Here is a 23991-nt window from a genome sequence, read left to right on the forward strand (position 1 = left end):
ATAGCCAGCAGCCTAATTATTGGCCAGCGCGTTCGGCAGGCCGGTTTCTTCCCAAGGCAAGGCTGGGCGGTGTACTTGGTTGCGCAGTTCCGAGAGCATAGCATCCACGGCGTCCGGCGTATCCAGTTGCTCGTAGTACTTCTCGCGCACCTGCACAATAGGAGCGAAGCCGCAGGCTGCCAGGCACTCTACCTTCTTCAAGGTAAACAAGCCATCGGCCGAAGCCGGACCGCCCACTTTGGCCCCCGTAATGCGCTCCAGGTGGGCCGTCAGCTCGTCGGAACCGCGCAGCATGCAAGGACCCGTGCGGCAGATTTCTAGCACGTGCTTGCCGACCGGCTTGAGGTTGAACATGGTGTAAAAGGAAGAAACCTCGTACACCTCAATGGGCTTGATGTCCAACACTTCCGCTACTAGGTTCTGAACCTCGGGACTTACCCAACCGCCAAACTCAGCCTGCGCAATGTGCAACACGGGCAACAAAGCCGACTTTCGGCGTTCGTCGGGGTAGTGGGTAAGCAGACGCTTGATTTCAGCCTGAGCGGCTTCGGAAAATTGTGGCTTGACGGCAGTCGTCTCCATAAGGGGCAAATTCAGCAAAAAACTACGCGTCCAGCTCGCCGGCAATAACGTTCATCGACGATAGGGTCACGATGGCGTCGGAGAGGGTTTGGCCCACTACCATTTCGGTGTAAGCCTGGTAGTAAATAAAGCAAGGGCGGCGGAAGTGCAAGCGGTAAGGCGTGCGGCCTCCGTCGGAAACCAGGTAGAACCCTAGCTCCCCGTTGCCGCCTTCTACCGAGTGATACACCTCGCCAACCGGCGCCTCAATCTCGCCCATCACAATCTTGAAGTGATAGATGAGGGCTTCCATGTTCTTGTACACGGCCTGCTTGGGCGGCAGGTAGTAATGCGGCGCGTCGGCGTGGTAGGGGCCTTCGGGCAGGTTTTCCAGGGCCTGCTTAATAATGCGCAGGCTCTGCCAGATTTCCTCATTGCGCACCATGAACCGGTCGTAGGTGTCGCCCTTGGTGCCTACCGGAATGTCGAACTCGAAATCTTGGTAGCTAGAGTAAGGGTTCATTACTCGCACGTCGTAATCGACGCCAGCGGCGCGCAGGTTGGGGCCGGTGAAGCCGTAGTTCAGTGCCCGTTCAGCCGAAATGGCACCTACATCAACCACGCGGTCCATGAAAATGCGGTTGCGGTTGAACATCTTCTCGAACTCAGCCATCACGGCCGGGAAGGTTTTCAGCCAGGCCCGCAGCTTGGCAATAGCCACGTCATTGAAGTCGCGCTCCATGCCGCCTACCCGGCCCATGTTGGTGGTCAGGCGGGCGCCGCTTACTTCCTCATAGATTTCGTACACCTTCTCCCGCTCGTCCATCAGGTAGAGGAAGCCGGTGAAAGCGCCGGTATCTACCCCCAGAATGCCGTTGCAGATCAGGTGGTCGGTGATGCGGGCCAGCTCCATCAGAATAACCCGGATATACTGGGCGCGTTTGGGCACTTCTACACCCAGCAGCTTTTCTACCGTCATGTGCCAACCCATGTTGTTGATGGGCGACGAACAGTAGTTCATGCGGTCCGTCAGGGGCGTAATCTGGTAGAAAGGCCGGCGTTCGGCAATCTTCTCGAAGGCGCGGTGAATGTAGCCAATGGTCGGAACACCCGACACGATCCGCTCCCCGTCCATCTGCAGAATGTTCTGGAAGATGCCGTGGGTAGCGGGGTGGGTCGGGCCCAGGTTCAGGGTGGTGAGTTCCTGGTTAAAGTCGTTGACGGAAGGCGCCAGCGGGTGCAGATTAGGTCTCTGCACCTCGGCTTCTTCCACAATTTTGCGGGTGCCTTCCAGCGTGTCGTTTACTGCCATGATAAAGGTATCAGGGGCCTAGCGGCCGAAGAAAAGGTCAGTTTTATCCTCACGAGTACCATCTTCCAAGGCGTATTCGCGGCGCATGGGGTGGTAGTCCATGTCCTCCACATTTAGGATGCGAATAAGGTTGGGGTGGCCGGGGAAGATGATGCCGTAAAAATCATATGCCTCGCGCTCCATCCAGTTTGCGGTGGCGTAGAGGTCAGTCAGGGTAGGTACTACCGGGTCGGCAATAGGGAAGAAGATCTTCAGCCGTAACCGGATGTTCTGAGTCAGGCTGTGCAGGTGGTACACCATGCCCAACTCCTGGCCTTCCCGCTCGGGGAAGTGCATGCCGCACATAGTAGTCAGGAAGTTAAGCTGTAACTCCTGATCCTGCTGCAAGCCAGCAATGATGTCATGAATCCGCTCCCGCGTGGTGGTAGCCGTCAGCAGGCCGTAGGGCTCTTCTACGTCGGTGAAGGTTTCGGCCCCAAACAAGCGGTGCAGTAAGCCCAGGAGTTGAGCATTTTTCTGCGCTGCCGGGTCTTGAGCTGCGGCCATTTCCTGTGCCTCCGGGGATTCGTTTTGATCAGCCATTTTGTAAGCTATTAGCTGTTGGCTGCTAGCTATTGACTTGTTGGCTGTGCCTCCAGAAGAGAAGCTAACAGCCAATAGCCAACAGCCAACAGCTTACTTAATGTTGTACGATGCCAGCAGGGCCTGATACTCAGGCGAATTGCGGCGGCGGGTAGATTCGTTGCGAGCCAGGTCCTGAATGCGCATTAGGCCGTCCAGTACCTGTTCCGGGCGAGGCGGGCAACCGGGCACGTACACATCAACCGGGATGATCCGGTCGATGCCCTGAAGCACGGAGTAGGTATCGAAAATACCACCCGACGAGGCACAGGCACCCATGGCCAGCACCCAACGGGGCTCAGCCATTTGCTCATATACCTGCTTTACAATGGGCGCCATTTTTTTGGCAATGGTGCCCATCACCATCAGCAGGTCAGCCTGCCGGGGCGAGAAAGAAGGCCGCTCAGAGCCAAAGCGCGAAATATCGTAGCGGGCACCCATGGTTGCCATGAACTCAATGCCGCAGCAAGAAGTAGCAAAGGGCAGGGGCCAGAGCGAGTTAGCGCGGGCCATGCCCACCACTTTCTCCAGGGAGGTAGCAAAAAAACCCGCGCCTTCCAGGCCATCAGGCGCGTCTACCATTTTGATTTCAGGAGCTCTATTTTCCATGAGGATCAGTCAGTTTGGGGAAGCAGAAGGCTTCAGGTAGGCAACACTAGCCAGCGGCTAAAGGTTGCCCTAACGGGCTTCATTCCAGCGCAAAACGCCTTTTTTGATGACGTAGGCAAAGCCTGCCATCAACAGAGCCAGGAAGACAATCATCTGAATGAAGCCGTCCTTGCCCAGGGCGCGGAAGTTCACGGCCCAAGGGTACATGAAGATTACCTCCACATCAAAGAGCACAAACAGGATGGCCGTCAGGAAGTACTTCACCGAAATCGGGGTGCGGGCGTTGCCCACCGATTCGATGCCACACTCGAAGGCCTCGTCCTTTACTACGCTCTTGCGGCGCGGCCCCAGCAAGTGGGAGGCTACCATGGAAAAAGCTACGAAGGCTATGGCTAAAACAAACTGCACAATAATTGGCAGAAAGTCAGCGGGTTGATATTGGGTCGGAACAGCGAGAAGCATAGGCATCGACAAAGTAAAGCCGCTCAGAAACGGCATGGGAGGCAAAGGTAGCGCTTGGGCAGTTGGGAACAAAGGTGAAATCAGGCGGGAAGAGAAAGGCGTATCTTTGAAGGAAACCCCCTTGCTGATTGGTATGGAACAAATTGCCACTACCCGGCGCTACACGGTGGAAGAATATTTTGCTCTGGAAGAGGCCTCGGAAGAACGGCACCTGTTTTACCGCGGGGAAGTGTTCGCCATGTCCGGTGGGGTAGACGGGCACAACCTCACGGTGTCAAACTGTGTCATGAGCCTACGTAACTCGCTTCGAGGCAAAGGCTGCCGCGTGTACGCGGAAAATGTGCGCCTAGCCGTCTTGTAAGGGGAACTGTACACCTACCCCGACGTGATGGTGACCTGCCACCCCAATGACTCGCTGGACCAAGTGATGATGCACCACCCAGTCCTACTCATTGAAGTGCTTTCGCCGGGCACGGAAAGCCACGACCGGGTGTGGAAATTCAGCCGTTACACCCAGCTGTCTTCTCTGCAGCATTATCTACTGGTGTCGGTCAATAATTGGCTGGTGGAGTGGTACCGACGGGAGCCCTCGGGCGTGTGGTCGTATACGCCTCTGGCCAGTCAGGACGATGCCGCGACCATTTCGGAGCTGGGTATTGTCCTACCCCTGGCCGATATCTACACCGAGCTGGACATGGTGCCTCAACTAGACAAGCCCCGTACCTAGTAAAGCAAAAAGCCGCTTCAGAACAACTGAAGCGACTTTTTGCAATTAATCAGTATTGGTTTAGAAACCGCCCTGACCGGTTACGTTCAGGTTTTCGCCGGTTTCTACGCCCATGAAGGGGTAGCGGTAATCAACGGGCGGCACGAAGGTTTCCTTGATGGCGCGCGGCGACACCCAGCGCAGCAGGTTCAGCAGGGAGCCAGCCTTGTCGTTGGTGCCGGAAGCGCGGGCGCCGCCGAAGGGCTGCTGTCCTACCACGGCGCCGGTGGGCTTGTCGTTGATGTAGAAGTTGCCAGCGGCCTGCACCAGCTTCTTCGAGGCCAGCTCAATAGCGTAGCGGTCCTGGGAGAAGATGGCGCCGGTGAGGGCATAGGGCGAGGTGGAATCCACTACCTCCAGGGTCTGCTCGAACTCTGCTTCCTCGTAGATGTACACCGTTACCACCGGGCCGAACAGCTCGTCGCACATGGTCACGTACTTCGGGTCCTTGGTCACGATAACCGTGGGCTCAATGAAGTAGCCCTTGGACTTATCGTAGCCGCCGCCGGCCACAATTTCAGCGTTGGCATCAGCCTTGGCACCATCAATGTACTTGGCCAGCTTATCGAAAGAAGCTTCGCTGATAACGGCGTTAATGAAGTTCGAAAAATCCTCCACGTCGCCCATTTTAAACGAGGCCAAGTCCTGCTTCACGTAGCCCAGGATTTCACTGGCCAAATTGCTGGGCAGGTAAACGCGTGAGGCGGCCGAGCACTTCTGGCCCTGGTACTCGAAGGCGCCGCGGGTAATGGCTGTGGCTACCGCCTTGGCGTGGGCCGAAGGGTGAGCCAAAATAAAGTCCTTGCCGCCAGTTTCGCCCACGATGCGGGGGTAGCTCTTATAGCGCTTGATGTTCTGACCGATGGTCTGCCAGATGTTCTGGAACACGCCCGTGGAGCCGGTGAAGTGAATGCCGGCAAACTGCGGGTGAGAGAAAATAACCTCACCAGCGGTGGGGCCATCTACATACACTAGGTTGATAACGCCGTCGGGTACGCCAGCCTCCTTAAACAACTCCATCAGCACCTGGGCTGAGTAAATCTGGGTGTTGGCGGGTTTCCATACCACCACGTTACCCATGAGGGCGGCGGAAGTAGGCAGGTTGCCGGCAATGGAGGTGAAGTTGAAGGGCGTGAGGGCAAACACGAAGCCTTCCAGCGGGCGGTGCTCTAGGCGGTTCCACATGCCGGGCTGGCTCTGGGGCTGTTGCCCGTACAGCTCCTGCATGAAGTGCACGTTGAAGCGGAAAAAATCAATCAGCTCACAGGCTGCGTCGATTTCAGCTTGAAACGCATTCTTGCTCTGGCCCAGCATGGTAGCGGCGTTGAGGCGGGCCCGGTAGGGGCCAGCCAGCAGCTCAGCGGCTTTCAGGAAGATGGCGGCGCGCTGCTCCCAGGGCAGTTCAGCCCAGGCAGTGCGAGCGGCTAGGGCGGCGTCAATGGCCTGCTGCACGTGCGAAGCGTCGCCCTCGTGGAAGAAGCCTAGCGTGTGCTGGTGGTCGTGGGGCGGGAAGATGCGCTGGGTTTTGCCCGTGCGTACTTCCTGGCCGCCAATGTGCATGGGAATGTCGCGCTCCTGCTGCTTGAGCTCCTTCAGGGTCTTGAGCAGCTCGGTGCGCTCGGGCGAGTTGGGGGCGTACGCCTTAACTGGCTCGTTAATAGGAATAGGAACGTTGAAAAAGCCGTTGGCCATGCTGATGACTAGTTTTAGGGTGCGTGGATGGTGGATGGGGGAGAGGCAAAGGTAGCCAGCAACCGGAAAATAGATTATTGCTTAAGGCCGCTAATGCGCGCCAGGCCACGTGATGTTCTGCGCTCAGGCTTACTCACGGCCTTCTTCTGCATCCAAGCTGGCCAGAATTCGTTTGCTTAGGAGTTGTCCTACTTGGTTTTACAAGATGCCTGAAGCTGCCCCTACCTACCGCAACCCCGTCTGGGATTTCGACTTTCCCGACCCCACTATTATCCGGGCTTCGGATGGTTTCTACTACGCCTACGGCACCCAAACCAAGCGCCCTGGCAACCTTATTGTCAACTTGCAGGTGGCCCGCTCCACCGATTTGGTGCACTGGGACTACCTAGGCGAAGGACTGCCGCAGAAGCCGCTCTGGGCCAGCACAACCCAGAAGTTCTGGGCCCCGCACGTAAGTGAGCATAACGGTATCTATTACCTTTATTACTCCGCCAAACCCGATACCGGCGCGGGCCTATGCCTGGCCGTGGCTACTTCCGCTACTGCCGCCGGCCCGTTCGTGGATGTGGGCGCACCGTTGCAACGCGGCGCGGGCTTTCTGGAAATCGACCCTATGGCTTTCGATGACCCCACCACCGGCAAGCGTCTGCTTTACTGGGGTTCCGGCTTTGGCCCCATTCGGGTGCGGGAGTTAGCGGAGAACCGGCTGTCTTTTGCTTCTGGCAGCCAGGAAATCGTGCTGCTGACGCCCGCCGGAGCCGGCGACCCGCACCGCTACGACCAGCTACTGGAAGGCAGTTGGGTGGTGCTGCGCCAGGGCTGGTACTACCTATTTTATTCTGGCAACAACTGCTGCGGCCCCGATGCCCACTATGGCGTGCTGGTAGCCCGGTCCCGGGCCGCTACTGGTCCCTTCGAAACGCTAGCCGACGTCACCGGTAACCCTTACGTCACGCTGCTAGAAGGCAACCAGCACTGGCACGCCCCCGGTCACAACTGCGTTATCACCGATGCCGCGGGGCAGGATTGGCTGGCCTACCATGCCATCGACCCCCGGCAACCCACCTTCGATGCCATTGACGACGAGCAAGGCTTCTCCCGCCGCGTGCTGCTCCTAGACCGGCTGGAATACGTGGCTGGCTGGCCCCGGCTCGTGACGGGCGGCACGCCGTCGTGGCAGGTGCAGCCAGGGCCGGTAGGTGGGTGAGTAAACGACTATTTAGCTCAGCAGAGGCTGCTAGCAAGTGGTTTGTCTTTGCAGCAAATACTTCATACCCGCTCCAACAACTCGCGCACCTGTTGCTCCAGCTCCTGAAATGAGCCGTTGTTGAGGATGGTGGCGTCGAAGTGGGGGTAGTCGTCGAGGGCAGTTTCGCTGAGGTGCAGGTCGTCGCGCGTGCCGTCGCCGCGCTGCTGGAGCGGGTCGCCTTCCACGCGCAGCATCAGCCCGCCGCGGCTACGAATCAGGTCGGCCTCGTTGGGAAAGCGCACATCCGGAATCAGGGTGCATTGCTCCGCCGGTAGGTGGGAGAAGAAAGCCTGCACCCAAATGTTCGGCTCCCAGTGGCGCAGGGCCAGGCCTACCTGCTGCAGCATTTCGCCGCGGGTGCGGCCAAACGCGGGCAGGCGCTCCGCTTTGCCCTGCTGGGAAAAGTAAGGCGCCACGCCTTCTCCTGCCAGTGCGGCACATACGGCTTTAATGGGCTCCCCCACGGAGCGAATATGCCATCGGCGCTCTGGTTGCAACTGCTGCAACAGGCGGGCGATGGTGTCTTTGCCGCTGCCGCGGCGCCCCGAAAAGCCAATGAGTCGTATCATGACCGCAAAGGTAAGGAGCCCGCCGGGTTAGGTCCTGGGTGGAGCTGTCATGTGCCGAGCGCGGGTAGGGTGTTGACTGGGCTCGTAAGGAAGAAACTCAGTTTTCTGGCTTTGCTTAGGATGGCTGTTTCAGAAAGACACAGCTACAGAATGCTCTTCAGCTCACTTAGGCAGCTGATTTCGTAAGTGGTCTGCGCAAAATGACGGCGCTTGTCGGGGTTGAAATATACCTGGTCGATACCCGCATTGAAGGCGCCTAGCACGTCGCACTCTAGGTTGTCGCCAATCATCAGGCTCTCAACCGGGGTAGCACCGGTGCGTTCCAAGGCGTGCTGAAAAATGCGGGCGTCGGGCTTGAGGTGGCCGCAGCATTCCGACGTCACGATTTCCTGAAAATAGTCGGTGAGCCGGGAGGAGTTAAGTTTTACGTACTGAATATCCTTGAAGCCGTTGGTAATTAGGTGCAGGGCGTAGCCTTTGTCGCGCAGGTAATCCAGCACCTCGTAGGTGTAGGGAAACACGGCGGTTTTCTGGGGCAGAATTTCGGTGAACTGGGCTGAAATGGCCTCGGGCGAATCGGTTTCCTGCAAACCCAGCTTCACGAACGTGCGCGGGAAGCGGGTAACCCGTAGCTGCTGCTGGGTAATCTTGCCGCCCTGATACAGCCGCCACAGCCCGTGGTTGATGTCGGAATAAACCCGGATAAAATCCTCCGCGGTAATGCCGTGCCGGCTCAGCTCGTGCTGCGTGAATAGGTGGCGCAGGGTTTCGTCGGCGTTGGCTTCAAAATCCCAGAGCGTGTGGTCCAGGTCGAAGAAAAGATGGCGGTACGTTTTCAATTAAAAATTGAGAATTAAAAATGAGGATAGAGCTGCGGATGGCACTGGAGCTAGGCTGAAGGTCCGGTATGTGAGCTTTTATTCTATTCGTAACCGCTTGACAACCTGGCCCTCGCCCAGATGTTCCCGCACAATGTCGGCTGCGTCTTTGGGTTTTACGTCGCCGTACACGGTGCCTTCCGGATGCAGAATGATGGCCGCCCCGGGTCCTTTTTTGCAGTGCTTGCAGAGGTCGAGGCAGTTGCAGGTTTGCACCCGTACTTTGAGCTTTTCGCCGCCGGTAAAGAGTTTTTTGAGGCCCTGCTTTTTAAGCTCAATCTTCAGCGCCTTCGCTACATCCTTTCCAATTTCATCTTTCTGGGCAGTACAAACAAACAGGCGGGTAACGGCGGAAGCAGATTTCATACACTAAAAAAGCCAGGAAAAGAGAGAAGCCTGCGCCCCAGCTTAGCGGGGTTCGGGCGAGCCGGTCCAGCGGCGGTTTTGCAGCTTATACGCGGCCAGTTCCCGGTTCGACCAGAGCGTTTGATAAATCTTCTGATCCTGTACCAGCTGCGGGTCCCGTTCCATGTAGCCCAGCAGTTGGTGCAGAAAATCCTGGGCCTCGTCCTTGATGAAATAAAACACCCAGTTGTCGAGGCGGCGGAAATTTACCAGGCCGGCATTTTTCAGGTACGCTAGTTGCCGGGAGGTTTTGGTCTGGGTGAAATCCAGCACCTGTTCCAGGTCGGAAATGCACATTTCCTGGTTGCGCCAGAGCAAATGCAGGATGCGCACCCGGCTCTCATCGCCCAGGGCCTTGAATAGTTGCTGGCCAAATGCAACGGTAAAGTGTTTGAGGCGCATCTTTAGACAAAAGCAGGGAAGGAGGACCGAACCAATTGGGGCGGGCCCGAATTTAGGCTAAACCGGGCAGCGGCCCCTGAAAGTGCCGTATCTTTGTCGTCTGTAATGCCTTGTATGTCTGCTGTGGCTCGAATTCGTATTTCTTTCTTACCCGCCCTGCTTGGGTTTCTGCTGGTAGCCTTGCTGCTGGTGCCGGGCCAGGCACGGGCCCAGGGCCAGCGCCGGGTGGTGCAGTTCACTGGCATCGTGGCCTCTGGCGATTCGTTGCTGGGGGTGCCGGGTGCGGCCATTTTCGTGCCCAAGGCGGGCCGGGGCACGGCCTCCAACCCTTACGGCTACTTTTCCCTACCCGTGCTGGCCGGCGACAGTATCGTTATTCGGAGCCTGGGCTACCGTAACCAGTACGTTATCATTCCGGAAGACTATCAGCGCCAGAGCTACTCCGTTATTGTGCAGCTCAAGGAAGACGCCACCGTGCTGCCCGAAGTGCGCATCTTCCCCTACGCCACCGAAAAAGCTTTCAAGGAAGCCTTCCTGGCCATGAAAGCCCCCACGGAAAGTGACCGGACGCCTGCCGACAAGCTGAACGAGCAGGTAATGCGCCGCATGTTTAATACCCTACCGGTAACCAGCATGGGTAACTACCGCCAAACCATGCAAAACCAGCAGTACGATCAGCAGCGCCGTATGGGCATGGGCCCCACCCCCGCTACCAACAACCCCCTGCTCAACCCGTTCAGCTGGCTGCAGCTAATCAAACAGGTGAAAGACGGTGAGTTCAAGAAAAAAGAAGGGGTAGACTACTAGGTGAACTAGTGAGATGGTGAACTGGTAAGTCCTGTTAGGGCGAGCCGCGCAACGTTACCCTTCCTCCACGTAGCACTACCCCTTGAGACGTGACAAGCCCTTATTCTCTACACGAGGATAAGGGCTTGCTATTTTATTGGGGTGGTCACAGCAGTAGAGAGGAAGGATGGCGTCGTACATCGCCCTGACAGAACTCACCATCTCACCATTTCACTAGTTCACCGATTCACAACCTCAACCGGCATTTTTCGGTACAGGATTTTGGCACTGTTGCCTTGGTTTGCGGCGCTGCTTGCGGCGCAATTTCCTGTACTGTTTTATGGATACCAATCTTCCGGTTACCTCCCAACCGCGCATTGTTATTATTGGGTGTGGCTTTGCTGGGCTGCGGCTGGCCAAAGACCTGGCCGACTCGCCCGTGCAAGTGGTGGTTATCGACCGTAACAACTACCACAATTTTCAGCCCTTACTTTACCAAGTTGCCACCGGCGCCCTGGAAGCCGACAGCATTGCCTATCCCATCCGTAAAATCTTCGCTGGTCAGCAGAACTTCTTTTTCCGCATGGCCGATGTGGAGCGGGTAGATACGGGCCGCAACACAGTAGTGACCAACATCGGCGAAATCCGCTACGACCACCTGGTAGTAGCCACCGGCTCGCTAACCAACTACTTTGGGCTGGACAGCATTGAGCGCAATGCCATGCAAATCAAGAGCATACCCAACGCCCTGAACCTGCGCAGCTACTTGTTTCAGAACTTTGAAAAGGCCCTGCTGACCGAAGACCCGGCCCAGCGCCAAGCCTTGCTGAACGTGGTGGTGGTGGGCGGCGGCCCCACGGGCGTGGAAATCTGCGGCTCCCTGGCCGAAATGCGCAAGGACGTACTACCCCAAGACTACCCCGAGCTCGACTTGAAGCAGATGGAAATTTACTTGGTCGAATCGGGGGAGGAAGTGCTAGGGCCCATGTCCAAGGACTCGCAGGTGCAGGCCAAGCAATACCTGGAAGACATGGGTATTCACGTGCGCCTGAACATGAAAGCCCAACGGTTTGAGAGCGGCAAGCTCTACTATTCCGAAACGGAGTACATCCGCACCGAAAACCTGATTTGGGCAGCCGGCGTGAACGGGGCCGCCGTGGAGGGCCTGCCGGAAGCGGCCGTGGCCCGCAACAAGCGCATCAACGTGGATACCGTAAACCGGGTGCTAGGCTTTCAGAACGTGTACGCCATCGGGGATGTGGCCAACATGGTGACGGAGGAAATGCCCCGCGGCTACCCCATGTTGGCTCCGGTAGCTATCCAGCAGGCCGAACAGCTGGCCGACAACTTCAAGCGCTTGTTCCAGGGCGAAGCCTTGAAGCCCTTCAAGTACCTCAACAAAGGCAGCATGGCTATTGTGGGCCGCAACCGTGCCGTGGTTGATTTGCCTGGCAACCGGCACTTTGGCGGTTTCTTGGGTTGGCTCACCTGGCTATTCGTGCACTTGCTTACACTGGTCGGGTTCCGCAACAAGGTGGTGACGCTGGTAGGCTGGGCCATCAGCTATTTCAGCTCCGACAAAGCCCTGCGCCTTATCATCCGGCCCTATAAGCGCAACGATTTCAAGGACGACAAGGGCAAACCCTCTGCCCAGCAAAACGCCTCCACTCCCCAGTATAACCCCTCGGTGCCCACGCCTACTGCTGCTGTAGTTGGGGGGTAGTAAAAGGATGGTAGAGACGCGGTACCTAGCTCGACTGACCTACTGCTCGCGTTGTTGCTCATGTAGTTTAATCTGTCAATCCAAGTAGAGCGAGGAATCTGAGCCAAGTCGTTGAGAGGCTAATCCAGATTCCTCGTCGCTGCTGGATGCGCACATTTCTCGGAATGACAGTTGATAACGCAGTTGATGAAAAGGCCCCGCCCCACCCGGCGGGGTCTTTTTTGTACCTCATCCGTGGAGAAGGCCCCTGCGGCGTTGTATCTTCAGGAAGAAGTGGGGGCAACCTCTCCGGCGGCTCCTTGTCCTTGTTGGCATTCTTTTCTACCCCTCTATATGAAAAAGCTGTTCTTCCTGCTGGGCGTGCTGGCTCCGGCCGCCGTGGCGGCGCAAACGGTTCCGCACCCGCTCACGGCCCGCGACCTGCAGCAACTGCGTGACGTGCGGGACGCTCACTTCTCGCCTGATGGGCAGTGGGTTACCTACGTGGTGAGTCAGGCTGATACCGCCGCCGATAAAAACAACGCCGACGTGTGGATGGCCCGCTACGACGGCACCCGCAACTTGCGCGTCACTACCAGCCCCGACAACGAAACCAGCCCCCGTTTCTCCCCTGATGGTACTTACCTGAGCTTTCTCTCCAGCCGCGGCGAGGGCGAGGAAGGCAAAGCTCAACTCTGGCTGCTAAACCGCAACGGGGGGGAGGCCGAGAAAGTCACCAAGCTGAGAGGCAGCGTGCAAGACTACGTGTGGGCCCCCGACGGCAAGCGCCTGGCCCTTATCATCCGCGACGCCGACCCGGACTCACTGACGCAGGTGCAGCGGGCCCGCAAGAAAACGCCTCCGGTTATTGTCCTCGACCGGTTTCAGTTTAAGCAGGACGTGGATGGCTACCTCAACAAGCAGCGCCAGCACCTGTACGTATTCGAGGTGGCCACGCGCAAGTTGGTAAACCTCACGCCCGGCCGCTTTGATGAGTACGCCCCCGCCTGGAGCCCCGACGGCCGGCAGTTAGTGTTCGTGAGTAAGCGCGGCGAAGACCCCGACCGCCACGACAACTTCGACCTCTACGCCATCGACGTCACGCCCGGGGCCCAGCCGCGCCAACTCACGACAACTGATGTAGCCGACAGCGCCCCCAGCAACTGGAGCGGCCGCCCCGCCTGGAGCCCCGATGGCAAGCAAATTGCCTTCGTGGAAGGTGCCCCCAAAGAGCAGTTGGTGTACGGCCTGCACCAATTAGCCGTCATTCCGGCTGCCGGCGGCACGCCCAAGCTGCTCACCCAAGGCCTCGACCGGAACACGCTGAAACCCCAGTGGTCCAAAGATGGCAAGAGCCTGTATTTTCTGCTCGAAGATGACCGCGCCCAGGTGCTGGCCCGCGTGCCGGCTACGGGCGGCAAGGTAGAGCGGGTGCTGGACGGGCAGCGCGAAATCACGGAATTTGAGCTGGGTCCGAAAGGGCAGGTAGTGGTAGTAAACAGCGAGCCGCTACTGCCCGACGAGGTGTTTGCCTTCGAGAAGAAAAGCCTGCGCCCCTTATCCAAACAGAATGACGCCTGGCTGAAAACTGTACAGCTCGGGGCCGTGGAGCCTTTGCAGGCCAAGAGCAAAGACGGCACGCAGGTAAGCGGATTTCTGGTAAAGCCCGTGGGCTACCAGGCGGGCCAGAAGTACCCCACCGTGCTGCGGATTCACGGTGGGCCCGTTTCGCAGTTTGCCTACAGCTTCTCGCCGGAGTGGCAGGTGCTGGCCGCCCGCGGCTACGCGGTAGTAGCCAGCAACCCGCGTGGTAGCTCGGGCCGTGGTCTGGAGTACTGCCGCGCCATCTACGCCGACTGGGGCAACAAAGACTCCGACGATGCTCTGGCCGTAGTCGATTACGCCGTGCAGCAGGGCCTTGCCGATCCGGCCCGCCTCGGGGTGGGCGGTTGGAGCTACGGCGGCATCCTCACCGACCACCTCATCGCCCGCGACAAGCGTTTCAAGGCTGCCACTAGCGGGGCAGGCATTGCCAACGTGCTGGCCGGCTACGGCACCGACCAGTACATCCGCGACTACGAAACCGAGCTGGGCACGCCCTGGGAGCATACCGACGTGTGGATGCGCATTTCCTATCCCTTTTTCCACGCCGGCCAAATCAGCACGCCCACCCTGTTTCTGTGCGGCGAGAAGGACTTTAATGTGCCCCTACTCAACACCGAGCAGATGTACCAGGCCCTGCAAAGCCTGAAAGTGCCCACTCAGCTTATCATTTACCCCGGCCAGTTCCATGGCATCAGCAAGCCTAGCTACGTGAAGGACCGCTACGAGCGGTACCTGGCCTGGTACGACAAGTATCTGAAGACGGGAACTGCTACTGCCGGCGGTCAGTAATGGAACACTGATTATGAATTTAAAAAAGCCCGTCGCAAATCTGCGATGGGCTTTTTTTGAGATAGGAATACGATGACTACCTCTGGCACCTTGGCCCTTCTACTACCATCTGCGGCACATCGAAGGTTGAATAGATAGCAAGGCAGATGCGAGGGGTAGCCTCTGCTTTGGTAGGCTTACGCAGACTGAAGGTGAACTTGTCGCCTGGGCCCACGCCCGCCGGCAATTCGGAATACGTTCCAATGACGTTCGAGCGCAACGTATCAGCGTAGGAAATGGTGTTGCCCAGTGCCACATCAGCCGGAAGCTGAATGAGTGTGCCATTGCAGCTCGGCCCTACTACCTGGCCGCTAATACAGGACAGATCAGGCTCCGCCGCTTCTTCGTTGCTCCGGCAGCTACCTAGTAGTACGGCCAGCAAAAAGCCACTTAACCCCAGAGAAAGTATGGTTCGTGTCATGCGAGATGTAATCAGAATGTGACACTGGGAGCCTCCTTCCCTGACAAAAGGTTGCATGCGCCTACCCCGGCGCTAGAGCGCAAACTCGCTCAGGGCGCGGTACACATCGTGGATGTTCTTGTCGTTGCGGAAGTTCTTGCTGATGGGTTCGGTCTGGCCGCGCACCCAGATTTTTATTTCCGCATCTAGGTCGAAATGGCCGGTAGTTTCCATGGAAAACCGCTCGATGCTGCGGTAGGGAATGCTCAGGTACTCGCGCTTTTTGCCCGTCACGCCCTGCTTGTCCACCAGAATCAGGCGCTTGGAGGTAAACACCATCAGGTCGCGCACTACGGCGTAGGCAATGCGCACAGTTTCACCGGGCGCCAGCAGCTGGCTGAGTTCCAGCTGAATGTCTTGGGCGTCAGTTTCGGCGGCATTGCCGAGGAGGGCATCGAGAAGTCCCATAGGGGTAGGAAGTTTAGGAGTGGAAAGGATAAGGGAAGCTACACTTCTTCCGCATACGCTACGTCGCTGGCTCAGTCAGCCACTGGTCATAGCCGTAGTGCTCGTCGCCGCGGTGGTGCTGGAATCCTAAGCTTTGCCAGGGTATTTCGGTGTGAAACACGGCCGCGTGCAGACAGGCGGGCTGCGCAGAGCAGCCCTCCACAACTAAGCCCGCCAGCGCTTGGCGGCCGATGGCAAAGGGCACCAGCCGATGCTCGGGAAACCACTCTCGGATGGCCGCTTCCAGACGTACAAACAGGTCAGCGTACTCCTCATAGGGCGAGATGGTAAGGGCGTGAATGGCCGAGCGCATTACTGGCTGGGTATTCGGCTCCGGATGACCCATGGCGTACCGGGTTTCGGGCAGCTCCACCCAGGAAGTATCGAGGCCGTAAATCGTGTAGTAGGGTCCCAGCAGGCTGATGGCAAAGTGCAACTCTTTCCGGTGGCCCAAGGCCGGGGGCTTTGGCTTCTGCACAACCAAATGGCCGGCGTAGGATGGAGCCACCCCTCCCGACTGGTACACCGTGCGCTTAAACACGGCCTTCAGGTGGTTCTGAAACGGTTTCCAGCGCTGTCGGAAAGCCGGGTAATTCTCTATGCGGTCAGTACAGATGTTCCACAGCTGCTCGTGGCCCGGGTAGCGTCGGCGGAAGTCATCATCATACTCTGGAACCGCCAGGCCCAATGGATAATACTGCTGAATAGTAGTATAGAGCGGCCAGAAATTGAATTTCGGCCCGAAGCGAAAATGTGGCATAATGGCTAAACAATAACGGAACGGAAGCCAGCGGCTATTTACAATAATTGCCTCGTTGCGGCGCAACGCCAAGATATTGGTTGATGGTTGTAAGCCGGTACTTCGTGCTAAGTTCTAACGAGCTAAGTCTGACCATAAAAAAGCAGCCGACCCTATTGGGGTCGGCTGCTGAAATCTACTGCAAAAGTAGCAATGCTTAGTTGGTGCCGCCCGAGGTAGTGCTGTTCACTGGCTTCTGCTCCTTTTGCTGCAGGGCCGACTGCTGCTGCATGGGGTTGGGCTGGGCGCGCTGCTGCTGCTCGAACAGCTCAAAGCGCGAGGGTGCGGCTTTCTGGGGCCAGGCGTTGTTGGAGAGGTCCGTGTCGGCGGTTTGCAGGAAGGGGTCCAGCACGAAGCTTACCACCGGCTTTTCGGTAATGAATACCTTGGTTACCTCCGCGTTGTTCTTGCGCCAGATTTCGGCCGGAATGTTCATGATTTCCTGCTTGCCGTCCTCGTAGGTCATTTGCACGATAACCGGCATGGTCAGGCCGCCGCGGTTTTTCAGGCTTACCTCGTAGAAGTGCAGGCCGCTGTTGAGGCGCTGCTGCTGCTCGGGGCTCAGGCCCTTCACCAGCTGCTGGTAGCGCTGCTTGTCGGCCTCGGTGGTAGCCAGCGGGTCGTAGTTGTTGTAGAAATCCTTCAGCTCGGGCTTGTCGTCCACCAGGGTTTTCTTGATGTCCTGGAGGTTGCGCTGCTGGGAAATGCTCTGGGGCGCTTTGTTGATGATTTCGCGCTTCCGGGCATTTTCAATTTCCGGGTTCTTGGAGTCCACGGTGTACCACTTCACGCTTTCAATGGCCAGGTCGGTCTTGTCCACGGTGTAGAACCAGCCGCGCCAGAACCAGTCCAGGTCTACACCCGAGGCGTCTTCCATGGTCCGGAAAAAGTCGGCGGGGGTAGGGTGCTTGTAGGCCCAGCGGGTAGCGTATTCTTTGAAAGCGTAGTCGAAGAGCTGGCGGCCCATGATGGTTTCGCGCAGAATGTTCAGGCCGGTAGCGGGCTTGCCGTAGGCGTTGTTGCCAAACTGCAGCACCGATTCCGAGTTGGTCATGATGGGCGTCTGCAGGGTTTTGTCGGTTTGCATGTAGGCCACAATGTTGGCCGGCTCGCCGCGCTTAGAGGGGTAGTTACGCTCCCATTCCTGCTCCGTGAGGTACTGCACAAAGGTGTTCAGGCCCTCGTCCATCCACGTCCACTGCCGCTCATCGGAGTTCACAATCATCGGGAAGAAGTTGTGGCCTACCTCGTGGATAATCACCGAAATCATCCCGTATTTCCGGTCCGCCGAGTAGGTGCCGTCCTTCTCGGGGCGGCCGCCATTAAAGCAGATCATCGGGTACTCCATGCCGCCCACCGGACCGTGCACGGAAATAGCCACCGGGTAAGCGTACGGAATCGTGAACTTCGAGTAGGTTTTGATGGTGTGGGCCACCACTTCCGTCGAATACTTGCCCCAGAGCGGATTGCCTTCCTTGGGGTAGTAGCTCATGCACATCACGGGCGTGCCATCCTGCTTGATGCCCATGGCATCCCAGATAAATTTCCGGGAGGAAGCCCAGGCGAAGTCGCGCACGTTTTTGGCGGCGTACGTCCAAGTTTTGGTGCCTGTGGCGCGCTTCTGTTCGGCCTGCTCCGCCTCCAGCGGCGACACAATCAGGACCGGTTTGGTTGAGTTCTTCGCTTTTTCGAGGCGCTGGCGCTGAACCGAGGACAGCACGTCGTTGGGGTTTTGCAGCGTGCCAGTGGCACCCACTACGTGGTCGGCGGGAGCCGTAATGCTCACCCGGTAGTCGCCGAAGGGCAGGGCAAACTCGCCGTTGCCCAGGAACTGCTTGTGCTGCCAACCCTGATTATCAGAATACACGGCCATGCGGGGGTAGAACTGCGCAATTTCGTAGAGGTAGTTCTTGTCCTCCGGGAAATACTCGTAGCCCGAGCGCTGGCTGATTTTGGTTTGGTCGTTGATGTTGTAGGCCCACTTGATGCTGAACGTTACGGCTTGCCGCGGGCGCAGGGGCGTGGGTAGGTCCACGCGCATCATGGTGTGGTTGATAACGTAAGGCAGGGCCTTGCCGCCCTTCAGCTTTACTTCCGAAATCTTGAAGCCCCCGTCAAATTCACTTTGCTGCAGGTATTCCAGGGCCTGAAACGACATGCGCGGCTGAATCTGGCCGACTTCCGTGGCGGTGGTAATGGAGTTCTTGTCCATCACGTTCTGGTCGAGCTGCACCCACAGGTAGGTCAGCACATCGGGCGAGAGGTTGGTGTAGGTAATGTCCTCGTCGCCGGAAATCGACTGCTTCGTGTCGTCCAGTTTTACCCGGATGTTGTAGTCGGCGCGCTGCTGCCAGTACTCGTTGCCGGGCGCGCCCGAGGCCGTCCGGTAAGTATTGGGGGTAGGCAGCAGGGTTTCCAGCTGGGCAAATTTATCGGTGCCGGAGTTGGTGGACTGGGCCGCTGCCGGTAGGGCCAGCAGCGCCACCAACCCGGCGGCCAGCAGAGTAGGTTTTAGCATAGAGGAAGAACGAAGAGAAGAGAGCAAATCAGGTTAAAACGACGGGTCCAAAAATCGGCCTCCGCCGCGTGCGGCGAAAGACACAAACGGGCTCGGTGGGTTGCAAGTCAAGTGGTGAAATTGTGACATGGTGAATCGGTGAGTTTGATGTTCTGATCGTACGAACTGCTCCATACACGCAGTTAGAACATCAAACTCACCAATTCACAATTTCACCACTTAGCCTACTAACAAAGTCAGCGCAATGCCCAAAGCGGCCCCGCTCGTAACCAACAGCCAGTCGCGGCGGGCAACGTTGAAGGCGCGCAGTAGCACCAGCCCTACCAGCAGAATGATGGCCACAATCAGCAGCTGGCCCAACTCCACGCCCAGGTTAAAACTCAGTAACTCCAGCACCGGCCGACTCTGCTGGCCCAGCAGCTCGCGCAGGTAGCTCGAGAAGCCTAAGCCGTGAATCAGCCCAAACAAGGCTGCCAGCAGGTTGGGTAGTGTCAGCAGCAGGTAAGTTGACTCGCGGCGGGTAGTTGGGCGGGAGGCGGCGCGGCCGGCCCGCGCCAGGTTCAGCAGGCAGGTCAGCACAATGGTAATGGGAATTAACACCTCAATCAGCGCGGGTGAGTAGCGCACCACGTTCAGCGTAGCCAGGGCCAGCGTGACGGAATGGCCCACCGTGAAGCTAGTAACCAAGGCCACTACCCGGCGCCAGTCCTGCAATACGTAGGGCGCACACAAGGCCAGCAGAAATACGAGGTGGTCGTAGGCCTGCAGGTTGAAAATGTGGTGGAACCCAAGCTGCAGATACGTAGTGAAGACAGAGGACGACATCGGGCAAATCTAGCAGATAGCGGGCGGATGCGTAAAGTCGGGCTTACTCTGTACTACGGAGGTAGTGCCGAGCCGAGCAGAAGAAGTGACCCGGTAACTGAGCCGGCCGCTTACAGCATAAAAAAGCCCCGCCGAATCCTCGACGGGGCTTTTTGAATGGGCTTTCGTGAAATATTACTCCTTCACAATGCGGCGGACGTCAAGACCACCTTCGGTGCGGGCGCGCAGCATGTACACGCCGCTGGGCAGCTGGCTCAGGTCCAGGGCTTGGTCTAGGCGGCCGGCGGGCACCGTGAGGGTGCGCACTGGCTGGCCCACGGCGTTGAACACCGTCAGCTCAACGGCCTTGGTGTAGCCCTGCAGCTTCAGGGTCAGGCGGCCGTCGGGGGTAGGGTTGGGGTAAATAGTAAGCGAGGAGCCGGCCAGCGGCTTCTGGCTGGTAGTTACCACCAGCGGCTGCGAGGGCAGGGAGGCGCAGCCCTGTGCCGAGGTGGTTACCACGGTGTAGTTACCGTACTGGGCCGCCGCGCTTACCACGTACGTCTGGTTGGTAGCACCGGGAATAGCCGTGCCGTTCAGGTACCACTGGTTGCCCGTTGTGGCGCTGCTGGTCAGGGTTGTGGTGGCGCCGCTGTAGGAGGCCGTTACCGTAGGCTGAGCCGGGGTAGCATTGATGGTTACGGTGGTAGTAGCCGTTACGGCCGAGCAACCACCGGCGGCGGCTACCGTGTTGGTCACGGTATACGTGCCGGGCGTGCTCGAAGACAAGGTAATAACACCCGTGGTAGCGTTAATCGTCAGGCCAGGGGTGCTGCTGAACGTGCCGGCCGTAGCGCCCGTTGCCAGGGCAGGCATGGGGTTGGTCGCATCACCGGAGCAGAACGAGGTACTGGCGTAACTGAAGCCTGCCGTAGCCGGGGCCGTAATCGTGAGGGTAGCCGTGGCCGTAACGGCGGCGCACCCGCCGGCGGCAGCCACCGTGTTGGTTACCGTGTAGGTGCCCGGAGTGCTGGCCGCCAAGTTAATTGTGCCCGTAGCCGCGTCAATGCTCAGGCCAGTTGCAGACGAGAACGTGCCTGCTGAAGCACCGCTGGCCAGTACCGGAGTCGGGTTGGTTGTGCCCGAAGTGCAGTAGCTGGTAGCCGGGTAGCTAAAGCCGGCAAGGGCCGGAGTAGTAATCGTGACGGTGGCCGTGGCGGTAGCCGCCGCGCAGCCGCCGGCCGCTGCTACGGTGTTGGTGATGGTGTACGTGCCGGGCATGCTGGTGCCGGGCGTAATAGCGCCCGTTGCGGCATCCAGGGTTAGCCCGGCAGTGCTGGTGAAGGTGCCGGCTGAGGCGCCGGTAGCCAACGCGGGCGTTACGGTACCGCTGGCCGACGTGCAGAACGTGGACGTCGCGTAGCTGAAGCCTGCGGTGGCCGGAGTCGTGATGGTTACCTGGAAGGTAGCGCTGGATGGACACGTGCCGCCGACCGAGTTGGTAACGGTATACGTGCCGGGCGTGCTGGCGGACAGATTGATGACACCGGTGGCCGCATCCAGGGCTAGGCCGGTAGTGCTGCTGAATGAGCCAGCCGTGGCCCCCGTTGTCAGGGTAGGCGTGGGGTTGGTCGTGCCCGAGGTGCAGTAGCTGGCGCTGGCGTAGCTGAAGCCCGCGCTGGTGGCCGGGTTTACCGTCACCTGGATGGGGGCCGAAGTAGACGAGCAACCGCTGGTGTTGCTAACCGTTACGGAGTACGATGCGCTGGACGTAACCGTGGTGGTATACGTAGCGGAAGTAGCGCCGGCAATGGGCTGGCCGTTGCGCAGAAACTGGTAAAACAAGCTGCCCGTGCCGGCCGGGGCCGTAAGCGTAAGCGTGCCGGAGCCGCAGAACGTCGTAGCTGAAGTGGCCGTCAGGGTAGCATCGGGGGCCGGAGTCACGGTTACCGTAACGGGCTGGGAAAACACCGTGCGTCCGTCGGGGGTGAGCAGAACAGCCTGGAAAGTAGAAGTCTGGGTTAGACTGGTGAAGGCCAGGGTAGGAGAGGTGTTGGTGCCGGGTACGGCCTGGAAGCCCGAGCCGGTGTTCACCTGGTAGCCCTGAATAGTGCCGCTGTAGTTCGACAACGTGAGCGTGCCCGAAATGCCGGGGCAGCCGCTGGCCACGCTGGTGCTCAGCACGCCCCCTTCCTGCTGGGTGTTAGCCAAAACAAAGTACTCCGCGCCGCTGGCAAGGTCCAGGGTCGAGAACAAGCCGGTGGTGGGAGTAGTGGCCGGCGCTCCGCCCCGCGAAACGTACTGGCCAGCCGGGGCCGCCGCCTGGGCCACTACCGCCGAAGACAAGTTGCCAATGACGTCATCGGCGCCGTAGCTAAGCTGCACGGAAGCTGTAGTCGGGAGCGGACCCTGCACGCGGGCGTAGCGAACCGAATTGACCAAGGTGAGGGGGCTGCTCAACGTGGCGGTAGGGGTACCGCTGATAACCGTAGCCGTGAAGGTTTGCGTGCCCGAGGTGGTCAGGCCGCTGAGTACTACCGGGCGCCAGGCCGTAGCATCACCCACGGCAAAGGTGCGCGCCGCCGGAGCAGTGCTATTCACTTGCACCGCCAGAGGGCCCTGTACGTAGCTGGTCGCCGAGCCGGTAGGCGGGTTGATGGCTTGCAGGGTCAGCAGGTTTGTTTCCGAAGTGATGAGCTTGCCGTTGGTGAGAACCAGGTTGCCGCTAACGGTGAGGGGCGTGCCCAAGGTCAGGCCCGCGGCGTTATTAAGGGTAAGCGTCGAGACCGGGGAGAAGGTGCCCGAGCCGCTCAGGGTTTGGGCTGCGGTGCCAGTGAAGGCTAACCGGCCCGACGAGGCAGTCAGGGTGCCGTTATTGGTAAGGCTTGGCCCCCGGAGAGTAAGCTCCAGCACGCTGGCATCCAGCGTAGTACCAGAGTTGATAGTTACCGGACCGTACACCGTGGTAGGAGCCCCGAGGGTAACTGATTTGGCGTTGGTTGTATTATCGATAACCAAACCCGGCACGTTACCCCCAATCCGGAAATCGAAGTTAGTAGTCGTGGCGCCCGAACCCACTTGCAGCGTACCGCCCGTGTAGTTCATCGTGCCCAGCACATTGTAGTCGTTGTTGGGAGGAGAGGCCCCGTTGCGGTTTACCAGAATGATGGTGCCGCCCGAAATATTCTGGACGCTGCCGGCATCGTTGCTCAGCAAGCCAAACGAGGCAAAAGCGCTAGGCGACGGCGTCTGCGTCATTACGCTAATCGTGCCGCCGCTCTGGGTAAAGGTGATGGGAGCCGAGGCGGCGGCGTTTAAGCGGCCGGCCACGTTCAGGGCCCCGCCCTCCACGGTAAGGGCCGCCCCACTGCCGAAGCTGAGAGAGTTGCCCATGCCCGAACCAATGGTGTAGGTGCCCGCCGATACGCGCAGCAGCCCGTTGTTAATGGGGGAGCCCCCTTGTCCTACTACCGTGAAATTGGGGTTGTTGAGCCAAATGCCTCCGGTGGCGGGAATGACGTAGGAAACAGTCTGAAAAACTTTGTTGGTGAGCGTGGCAGTGCCCGTTAGCTTCAGAATACCCGTCATGTAGTCGGCCGCGGGTGAGCCGGTTCGCGTCAGCAGAAAACCTGTGCCCGTGGTGGCCGTGCCGGCTGCGCCTTGTACTTGCAGGGTAGGCAGGTCCAGGCTTACTACATCCGTAGCGGCCGCTTTGCCCAAGGAAAGGCTCTGCAGATCAGTGGTGCCCGTGCCGCTGAAGCTGGCGTCGCCACTGCCCGTAAAGCGCAGTTCCGAGCCAACCGTGCTCGTCCCGGATGGGTTACTTAAGTCCAGCGTGCCGTTGTTGGTGAGGTTGCCGGCTACCAGCAGCTGATAAGCGGTAGTAGCCGAGGTCAGCAGGGAGCCGCCCGTAGCCACCGTCAGGGCTGCGCAGGCCGCATTCACGTCCAGCGTTACCGTTGCCCCGCTTACAATGGTCACGTTGTCGGCCGCCGTGGGTACTACGCCGCCCGTCCAGGTGGCAGCGTCGCTCCAGTTGCCGCCGGTAGCGGTAGAGCTGATGGCTGCCTGCGGGGTAGTGGGCCGGTAGTGTGTGCCGGTTGCCGCCGGAACAGGTCGTTTTTGTGCTACTGCCTCGGTAAAAGACAACAGCCCCAGCAACGCCACGGCAAGTGGCCGGCCGAGGCTGGTCATGGTAGTTGTTCGCATCATAGGGATGGAAGTAAGGGTGGGAACGATAAGGAAAGGAAAAAGAAGTGTAACTCAGCCAGAAGTTCTGACTTGAAACGTGCTATTAATAAAGATGACGGAGACTTGCCCCCAGAAAAAAACAGCGTTATATTTTTTCCGGATACTATTGATCTAAAGGTATTGAAAAAGACCTGCTCACCTAGCGCATTTACCAGAAAAAACAGCATTTATTCATAGGGCATCCTAACACAGAAGCCCCGTTGCCAGGCTAGCAACGGGGCTCTGCATGCAATAGAGTAGCCGCAATTCTGCACCAACCCGCACT

22 protein-coding genes are annotated in these 23991 nt (G+C 58.7%); 6 read left to right on the forward strand and 16 right to left on the reverse strand.

The window, feature by feature from the left end:
• Positions 1–12 precede the first annotated feature (12 nt).
• The 5 genes from MWH26_RS01455 to MWH26_RS01475 all read right to left on the reverse strand — a co-directional run bounded on the left by MWH26_RS01455 (position 13) and on the right by MWH26_RS01475 (position 3565).
• Positions 13–582 carry an NADH-quinone oxidoreductase subunit NuoE family protein gene (locus MWH26_RS01455; protein ID WP_247975749.1) on the reverse strand — a complete coding sequence of 190 codons (570 nt, stop codon included), beginning with the start codon at positions 580–582 and terminating at the stop codon, positions 13–15.
• A gap of 22 nt (positions 583–604) precedes the next feature.
• Positions 605–1873, reverse strand: coding sequence for an NADH-quinone oxidoreductase subunit D (locus MWH26_RS01460; RefSeq protein ID WP_247975750.1), 1269 nt, complete (start codon positions 1871–1873; stop codon positions 605–607).
• An 18-nt stretch (positions 1874–1891) separates the two neighbouring features.
• The gene (locus MWH26_RS01465) at positions 1892–2455 is read right to left on the reverse strand and encodes an NADH-quinone oxidoreductase subunit C (protein ID WP_247975751.1); all 564 of its coding nucleotides are present in this window, start codon (positions 2453–2455) and stop codon (positions 1892–1894) included.
• 93 nt (positions 2456–2548) lie between these two features.
• Entirely contained in the window at positions 2549–3103 is a 555-nt protein-coding gene (locus MWH26_RS01470) for an NADH-quinone oxidoreductase subunit B (protein WP_308428074.1), read from the reverse strand.
• A 69-nt stretch (positions 3104–3172) separates the two neighbouring features.
• Entirely contained in the window at positions 3173–3565 is a 393-nt protein-coding gene (locus tag MWH26_RS01475) for an NADH-quinone oxidoreductase subunit A (protein WP_244694798.1), read from the reverse strand.
• Between the two features lie 133 nt (positions 3566–3698).
• Between MWH26_RS01475 and MWH26_RS01480 the strand changes: the two genes are divergently transcribed.
• Positions 3699–3926: a Uma2 family endonuclease gene (locus tag MWH26_RS01480; RefSeq protein ID WP_247975752.1), complete on the forward strand. Its 228-nt coding sequence runs from the start codon at positions 3699–3701 to the stop codon at positions 3924–3926.
• A gap of 6 nt (positions 3927–3932) precedes the next feature.
• Positions 3933–4292, forward strand: a complete 360-nt coding sequence (locus tag MWH26_RS01485; protein WP_262921990.1) for a Uma2 family endonuclease — start codon at positions 3933–3935, stop codon at positions 4290–4292.
• Between the two features lie 60 nt (positions 4293–4352).
• Here the strand turns inward: MWH26_RS01485 and pruA are convergent, their stop codons facing one another.
• The gene (pruA, locus tag MWH26_RS01490) at positions 4353–6023 is read right to left on the reverse strand and encodes an L-glutamate gamma-semialdehyde dehydrogenase (RefSeq protein WP_247975754.1); all 1671 of its coding nucleotides are present in this window, start codon (positions 6021–6023) and stop codon (positions 4353–4355) included.
• A gap of 205 nt (positions 6024–6228) precedes the next feature.
• On the opposite strand from pruA, the gene MWH26_RS01495 reads away from it, so the two are divergent.
• On the forward strand, positions 6229–7230 hold the full coding sequence (locus MWH26_RS01495; protein ID WP_247975755.1) for a glycoside hydrolase family 43 protein: 1002 nt from the start codon (positions 6229–6231) through the stop codon (positions 7228–7230).
• A gap of 62 nt (positions 7231–7292) precedes the next feature.
• Here MWH26_RS01495 and MWH26_RS01500 read toward each other — a convergent pair whose 3' ends face one another.
• From MWH26_RS01500 to MWH26_RS01515, 4 genes are all read right to left on the reverse strand, one after another.
• Entirely contained in the window at positions 7293–7841 is a 549-nt protein-coding gene (locus MWH26_RS01500) for a hypothetical protein (protein ID WP_244694802.1), read from the reverse strand.
• A gap of 143 nt (positions 7842–7984) precedes the next feature.
• Positions 7985–8680, reverse strand: coding sequence for a YjjG family noncanonical pyrimidine nucleotidase (locus tag MWH26_RS01505; protein ID WP_244694803.1), 696 nt, complete (start codon positions 8678–8680; stop codon positions 7985–7987).
• A gap of 78 nt (positions 8681–8758) precedes the next feature.
• Positions 8759–9085 (reverse strand): (2Fe-2S) ferredoxin domain-containing protein, encoded by a 327-nt coding sequence (locus tag MWH26_RS01510; protein ID WP_244694804.1) that lies wholly within the window; start codon positions 9083–9085, stop codon positions 8759–8761.
• A gap of 42 nt (positions 9086–9127) precedes the next feature.
• The gene (locus tag MWH26_RS01515) at positions 9128–9526 is read right to left on the reverse strand and encodes an ArsR/SmtB family transcription factor (RefSeq protein WP_188559456.1); all 399 of its coding nucleotides are present in this window, start codon (positions 9524–9526) and stop codon (positions 9128–9130) included.
• Between the two features lie 123 nt (positions 9527–9649).
• Between MWH26_RS01515 and MWH26_RS01520 the strand changes: the two genes are divergently transcribed.
• From MWH26_RS01520 to MWH26_RS01530, 3 genes are all read left to right on the forward strand, one after another.
• Positions 9650–10333: a carboxypeptidase-like regulatory domain-containing protein gene (locus tag MWH26_RS01520; RefSeq protein WP_247975756.1), complete on the forward strand. Its 684-nt coding sequence runs from the start codon at positions 9650–9652 to the stop codon at positions 10331–10333.
• 319 nt (positions 10334–10652) lie between these two features.
• Positions 10653–12035 (forward strand): NAD(P)/FAD-dependent oxidoreductase, encoded by a 1383-nt coding sequence (locus MWH26_RS01525; RefSeq protein WP_247975757.1) that lies wholly within the window; start codon positions 10653–10655, stop codon positions 12033–12035.
• A gap of 333 nt (positions 12036–12368) precedes the next feature.
• Positions 12369–14408, forward strand: a complete 2040-nt coding sequence (locus MWH26_RS01530) for an alpha/beta hydrolase family protein (RefSeq protein WP_247975758.1) — start codon at positions 12369–12371, stop codon at positions 14406–14408.
• Positions 14409–14484: 76 nt separating this feature from the next.
• Here MWH26_RS01530 and MWH26_RS01535 read toward each other — a convergent pair whose 3' ends face one another.
• From MWH26_RS01535 to MWH26_RS01560, 6 genes are all read right to left on the reverse strand, one after another.
• The gene (locus MWH26_RS01535; RefSeq protein ID WP_247975759.1) at positions 14485–14868 is read right to left on the reverse strand and encodes a hypothetical protein; all 384 of its coding nucleotides are present in this window, start codon (positions 14866–14868) and stop codon (positions 14485–14487) included.
• 72 nt (positions 14869–14940) lie between these two features.
• Positions 14941–15315 (reverse strand): PH domain-containing protein, encoded by a 375-nt coding sequence (locus tag MWH26_RS01540; RefSeq protein ID WP_247975760.1) that lies wholly within the window; start codon positions 15313–15315, stop codon positions 14941–14943.
• Between the two features lie 58 nt (positions 15316–15373).
• On the reverse strand, positions 15374–16114 hold the full coding sequence (locus tag MWH26_RS01545) for a hypothetical protein (RefSeq protein ID WP_247975761.1): 741 nt from the start codon (positions 16112–16114) through the stop codon (positions 15374–15376).
• A gap of 196 nt (positions 16115–16310) precedes the next feature.
• On the reverse strand, positions 16311–18671 hold the full coding sequence (locus MWH26_RS01550; protein WP_247975762.1) for a M1 family metallopeptidase: 2361 nt from the start codon (positions 18669–18671) through the stop codon (positions 16311–16313).
• Positions 18672–18890: 219 nt separating this feature from the next.
• Entirely contained in the window at positions 18891–19496 is a 606-nt protein-coding gene (locus tag MWH26_RS01555; protein ID WP_247975763.1) for a HupE/UreJ family protein, read from the reverse strand.
• Positions 19497–19670: 174 nt separating this feature from the next.
• Entirely contained in the window at positions 19671–23687 is a 4017-nt protein-coding gene (locus MWH26_RS01560) for a T9SS type A sorting domain-containing protein (RefSeq protein WP_247975764.1), read from the reverse strand.
• Positions 23688–23991: the final 304 nt, after the last annotated feature.

The organism is Hymenobacter sublimis, from assembly GCF_023101345.1.
Lineage (GTDB): Bacteria > Bacteroidota > Bacteroidia > Cytophagales > Hymenobacteraceae > Hymenobacter > Hymenobacter sublimis.

Bases quoted from the DNA above. Each gene is read 5' to 3' on its own strand.
- MWH26_RS01455 (WP_247975749.1), bottom strand. From the start codon at position 582: ATGGAGACGACTGCCGTCAAGCCACAATTTTCCGAAGCCGCTCAGGCT.
- MWH26_RS01460 (WP_247975750.1), bottom strand. From the start codon at position 1,873: ATGGCAGTAAACGACACGCTGGAAGGCACCCGCAAAATTGTGGAAGAA.
- MWH26_RS01465 (WP_247975751.1), bottom strand. From the start codon at position 2,455: ATGGCTGATCAAAACGAATCCCCGGAGGCACAGGAAATGGCCGCAGCT.
- MWH26_RS01470 (WP_308428074.1), bottom strand. From the start codon at position 3,103: ATGGAAAATAGAGCTCCTGAAATCAAAATGGTAGACGCGCCTGATGGC.
- MWH26_RS01475 (WP_244694798.1), bottom strand. From the start codon at position 3,565: ATGCTTCTCGCTGTTCCGACCCAATATCAACCCGCTGACTTTCTGCCA.
- MWH26_RS01480 (WP_247975752.1), top strand. From the start codon at position 3,699: ATGGAACAAATTGCCACTACCCGGCGCTACACGGTGGAAGAATATTTT.
- pruA (WP_247975754.1), bottom strand. From the start codon at position 6,023: ATGGCCAACGGCTTTTTCAACGTTCCTATTCCTATTAACGAGCCAGTT.
- MWH26_RS01495 (WP_247975755.1), top strand. From the start codon at position 6,229: ATGCCTGAAGCTGCCCCTACCTACCGCAACCCCGTCTGGGATTTCGAC.
- MWH26_RS01500 (WP_244694802.1), bottom strand. From the start codon at position 7,841: ATGATACGACTCATTGGCTTTTCGGGGCGCCGCGGCAGCGGCAAAGAC.
- MWH26_RS01510 (WP_244694804.1), bottom strand. From the start codon at position 9,085: ATGAAATCTGCTTCCGCCGTTACCCGCCTGTTTGTTTGTACTGCCCAG.
- MWH26_RS01515 (WP_188559456.1), bottom strand. From the start codon at position 9,526: ATGCGCCTCAAACACTTTACCGTTGCATTTGGCCAGCAACTATTCAAG.
- MWH26_RS01525 (WP_247975757.1), top strand. From the start codon at position 10,653: ATGGATACCAATCTTCCGGTTACCTCCCAACCGCGCATTGTTATTATT.
- MWH26_RS01530 (WP_247975758.1), top strand. From the start codon at position 12,369: ATGAAAAAGCTGTTCTTCCTGCTGGGCGTGCTGGCTCCGGCCGCCGTG.
- MWH26_RS01535 (WP_247975759.1), bottom strand. From the start codon at position 14,868: ATGACACGAACCATACTTTCTCTGGGGTTAAGTGGCTTTTTGCTGGCC.
- MWH26_RS01540 (WP_247975760.1), bottom strand. From the start codon at position 15,315: ATGGGACTTCTCGATGCCCTCCTCGGCAATGCCGCCGAAACTGACGCC.
- MWH26_RS01545 (WP_247975761.1), bottom strand. From the start codon at position 16,114: ATGCCACATTTTCGCTTCGGGCCGAAATTCAATTTCTGGCCGCTCTAT.
- MWH26_RS01550 (WP_247975762.1), bottom strand. From the start codon at position 18,671: ATGCTAAAACCTACTCTGCTGGCCGCCGGGTTGGTGGCGCTGCTGGCC.
- MWH26_RS01555 (WP_247975763.1), bottom strand. From the start codon at position 19,496: ATGTCGTCCTCTGTCTTCACTACGTATCTGCAGCTTGGGTTCCACCAC.
- MWH26_RS01560 (WP_247975764.1), bottom strand. From the start codon at position 23,687: ATGATGCGAACAACTACCATGACCAGCCTCGGCCGGCCACTTGCCGTG.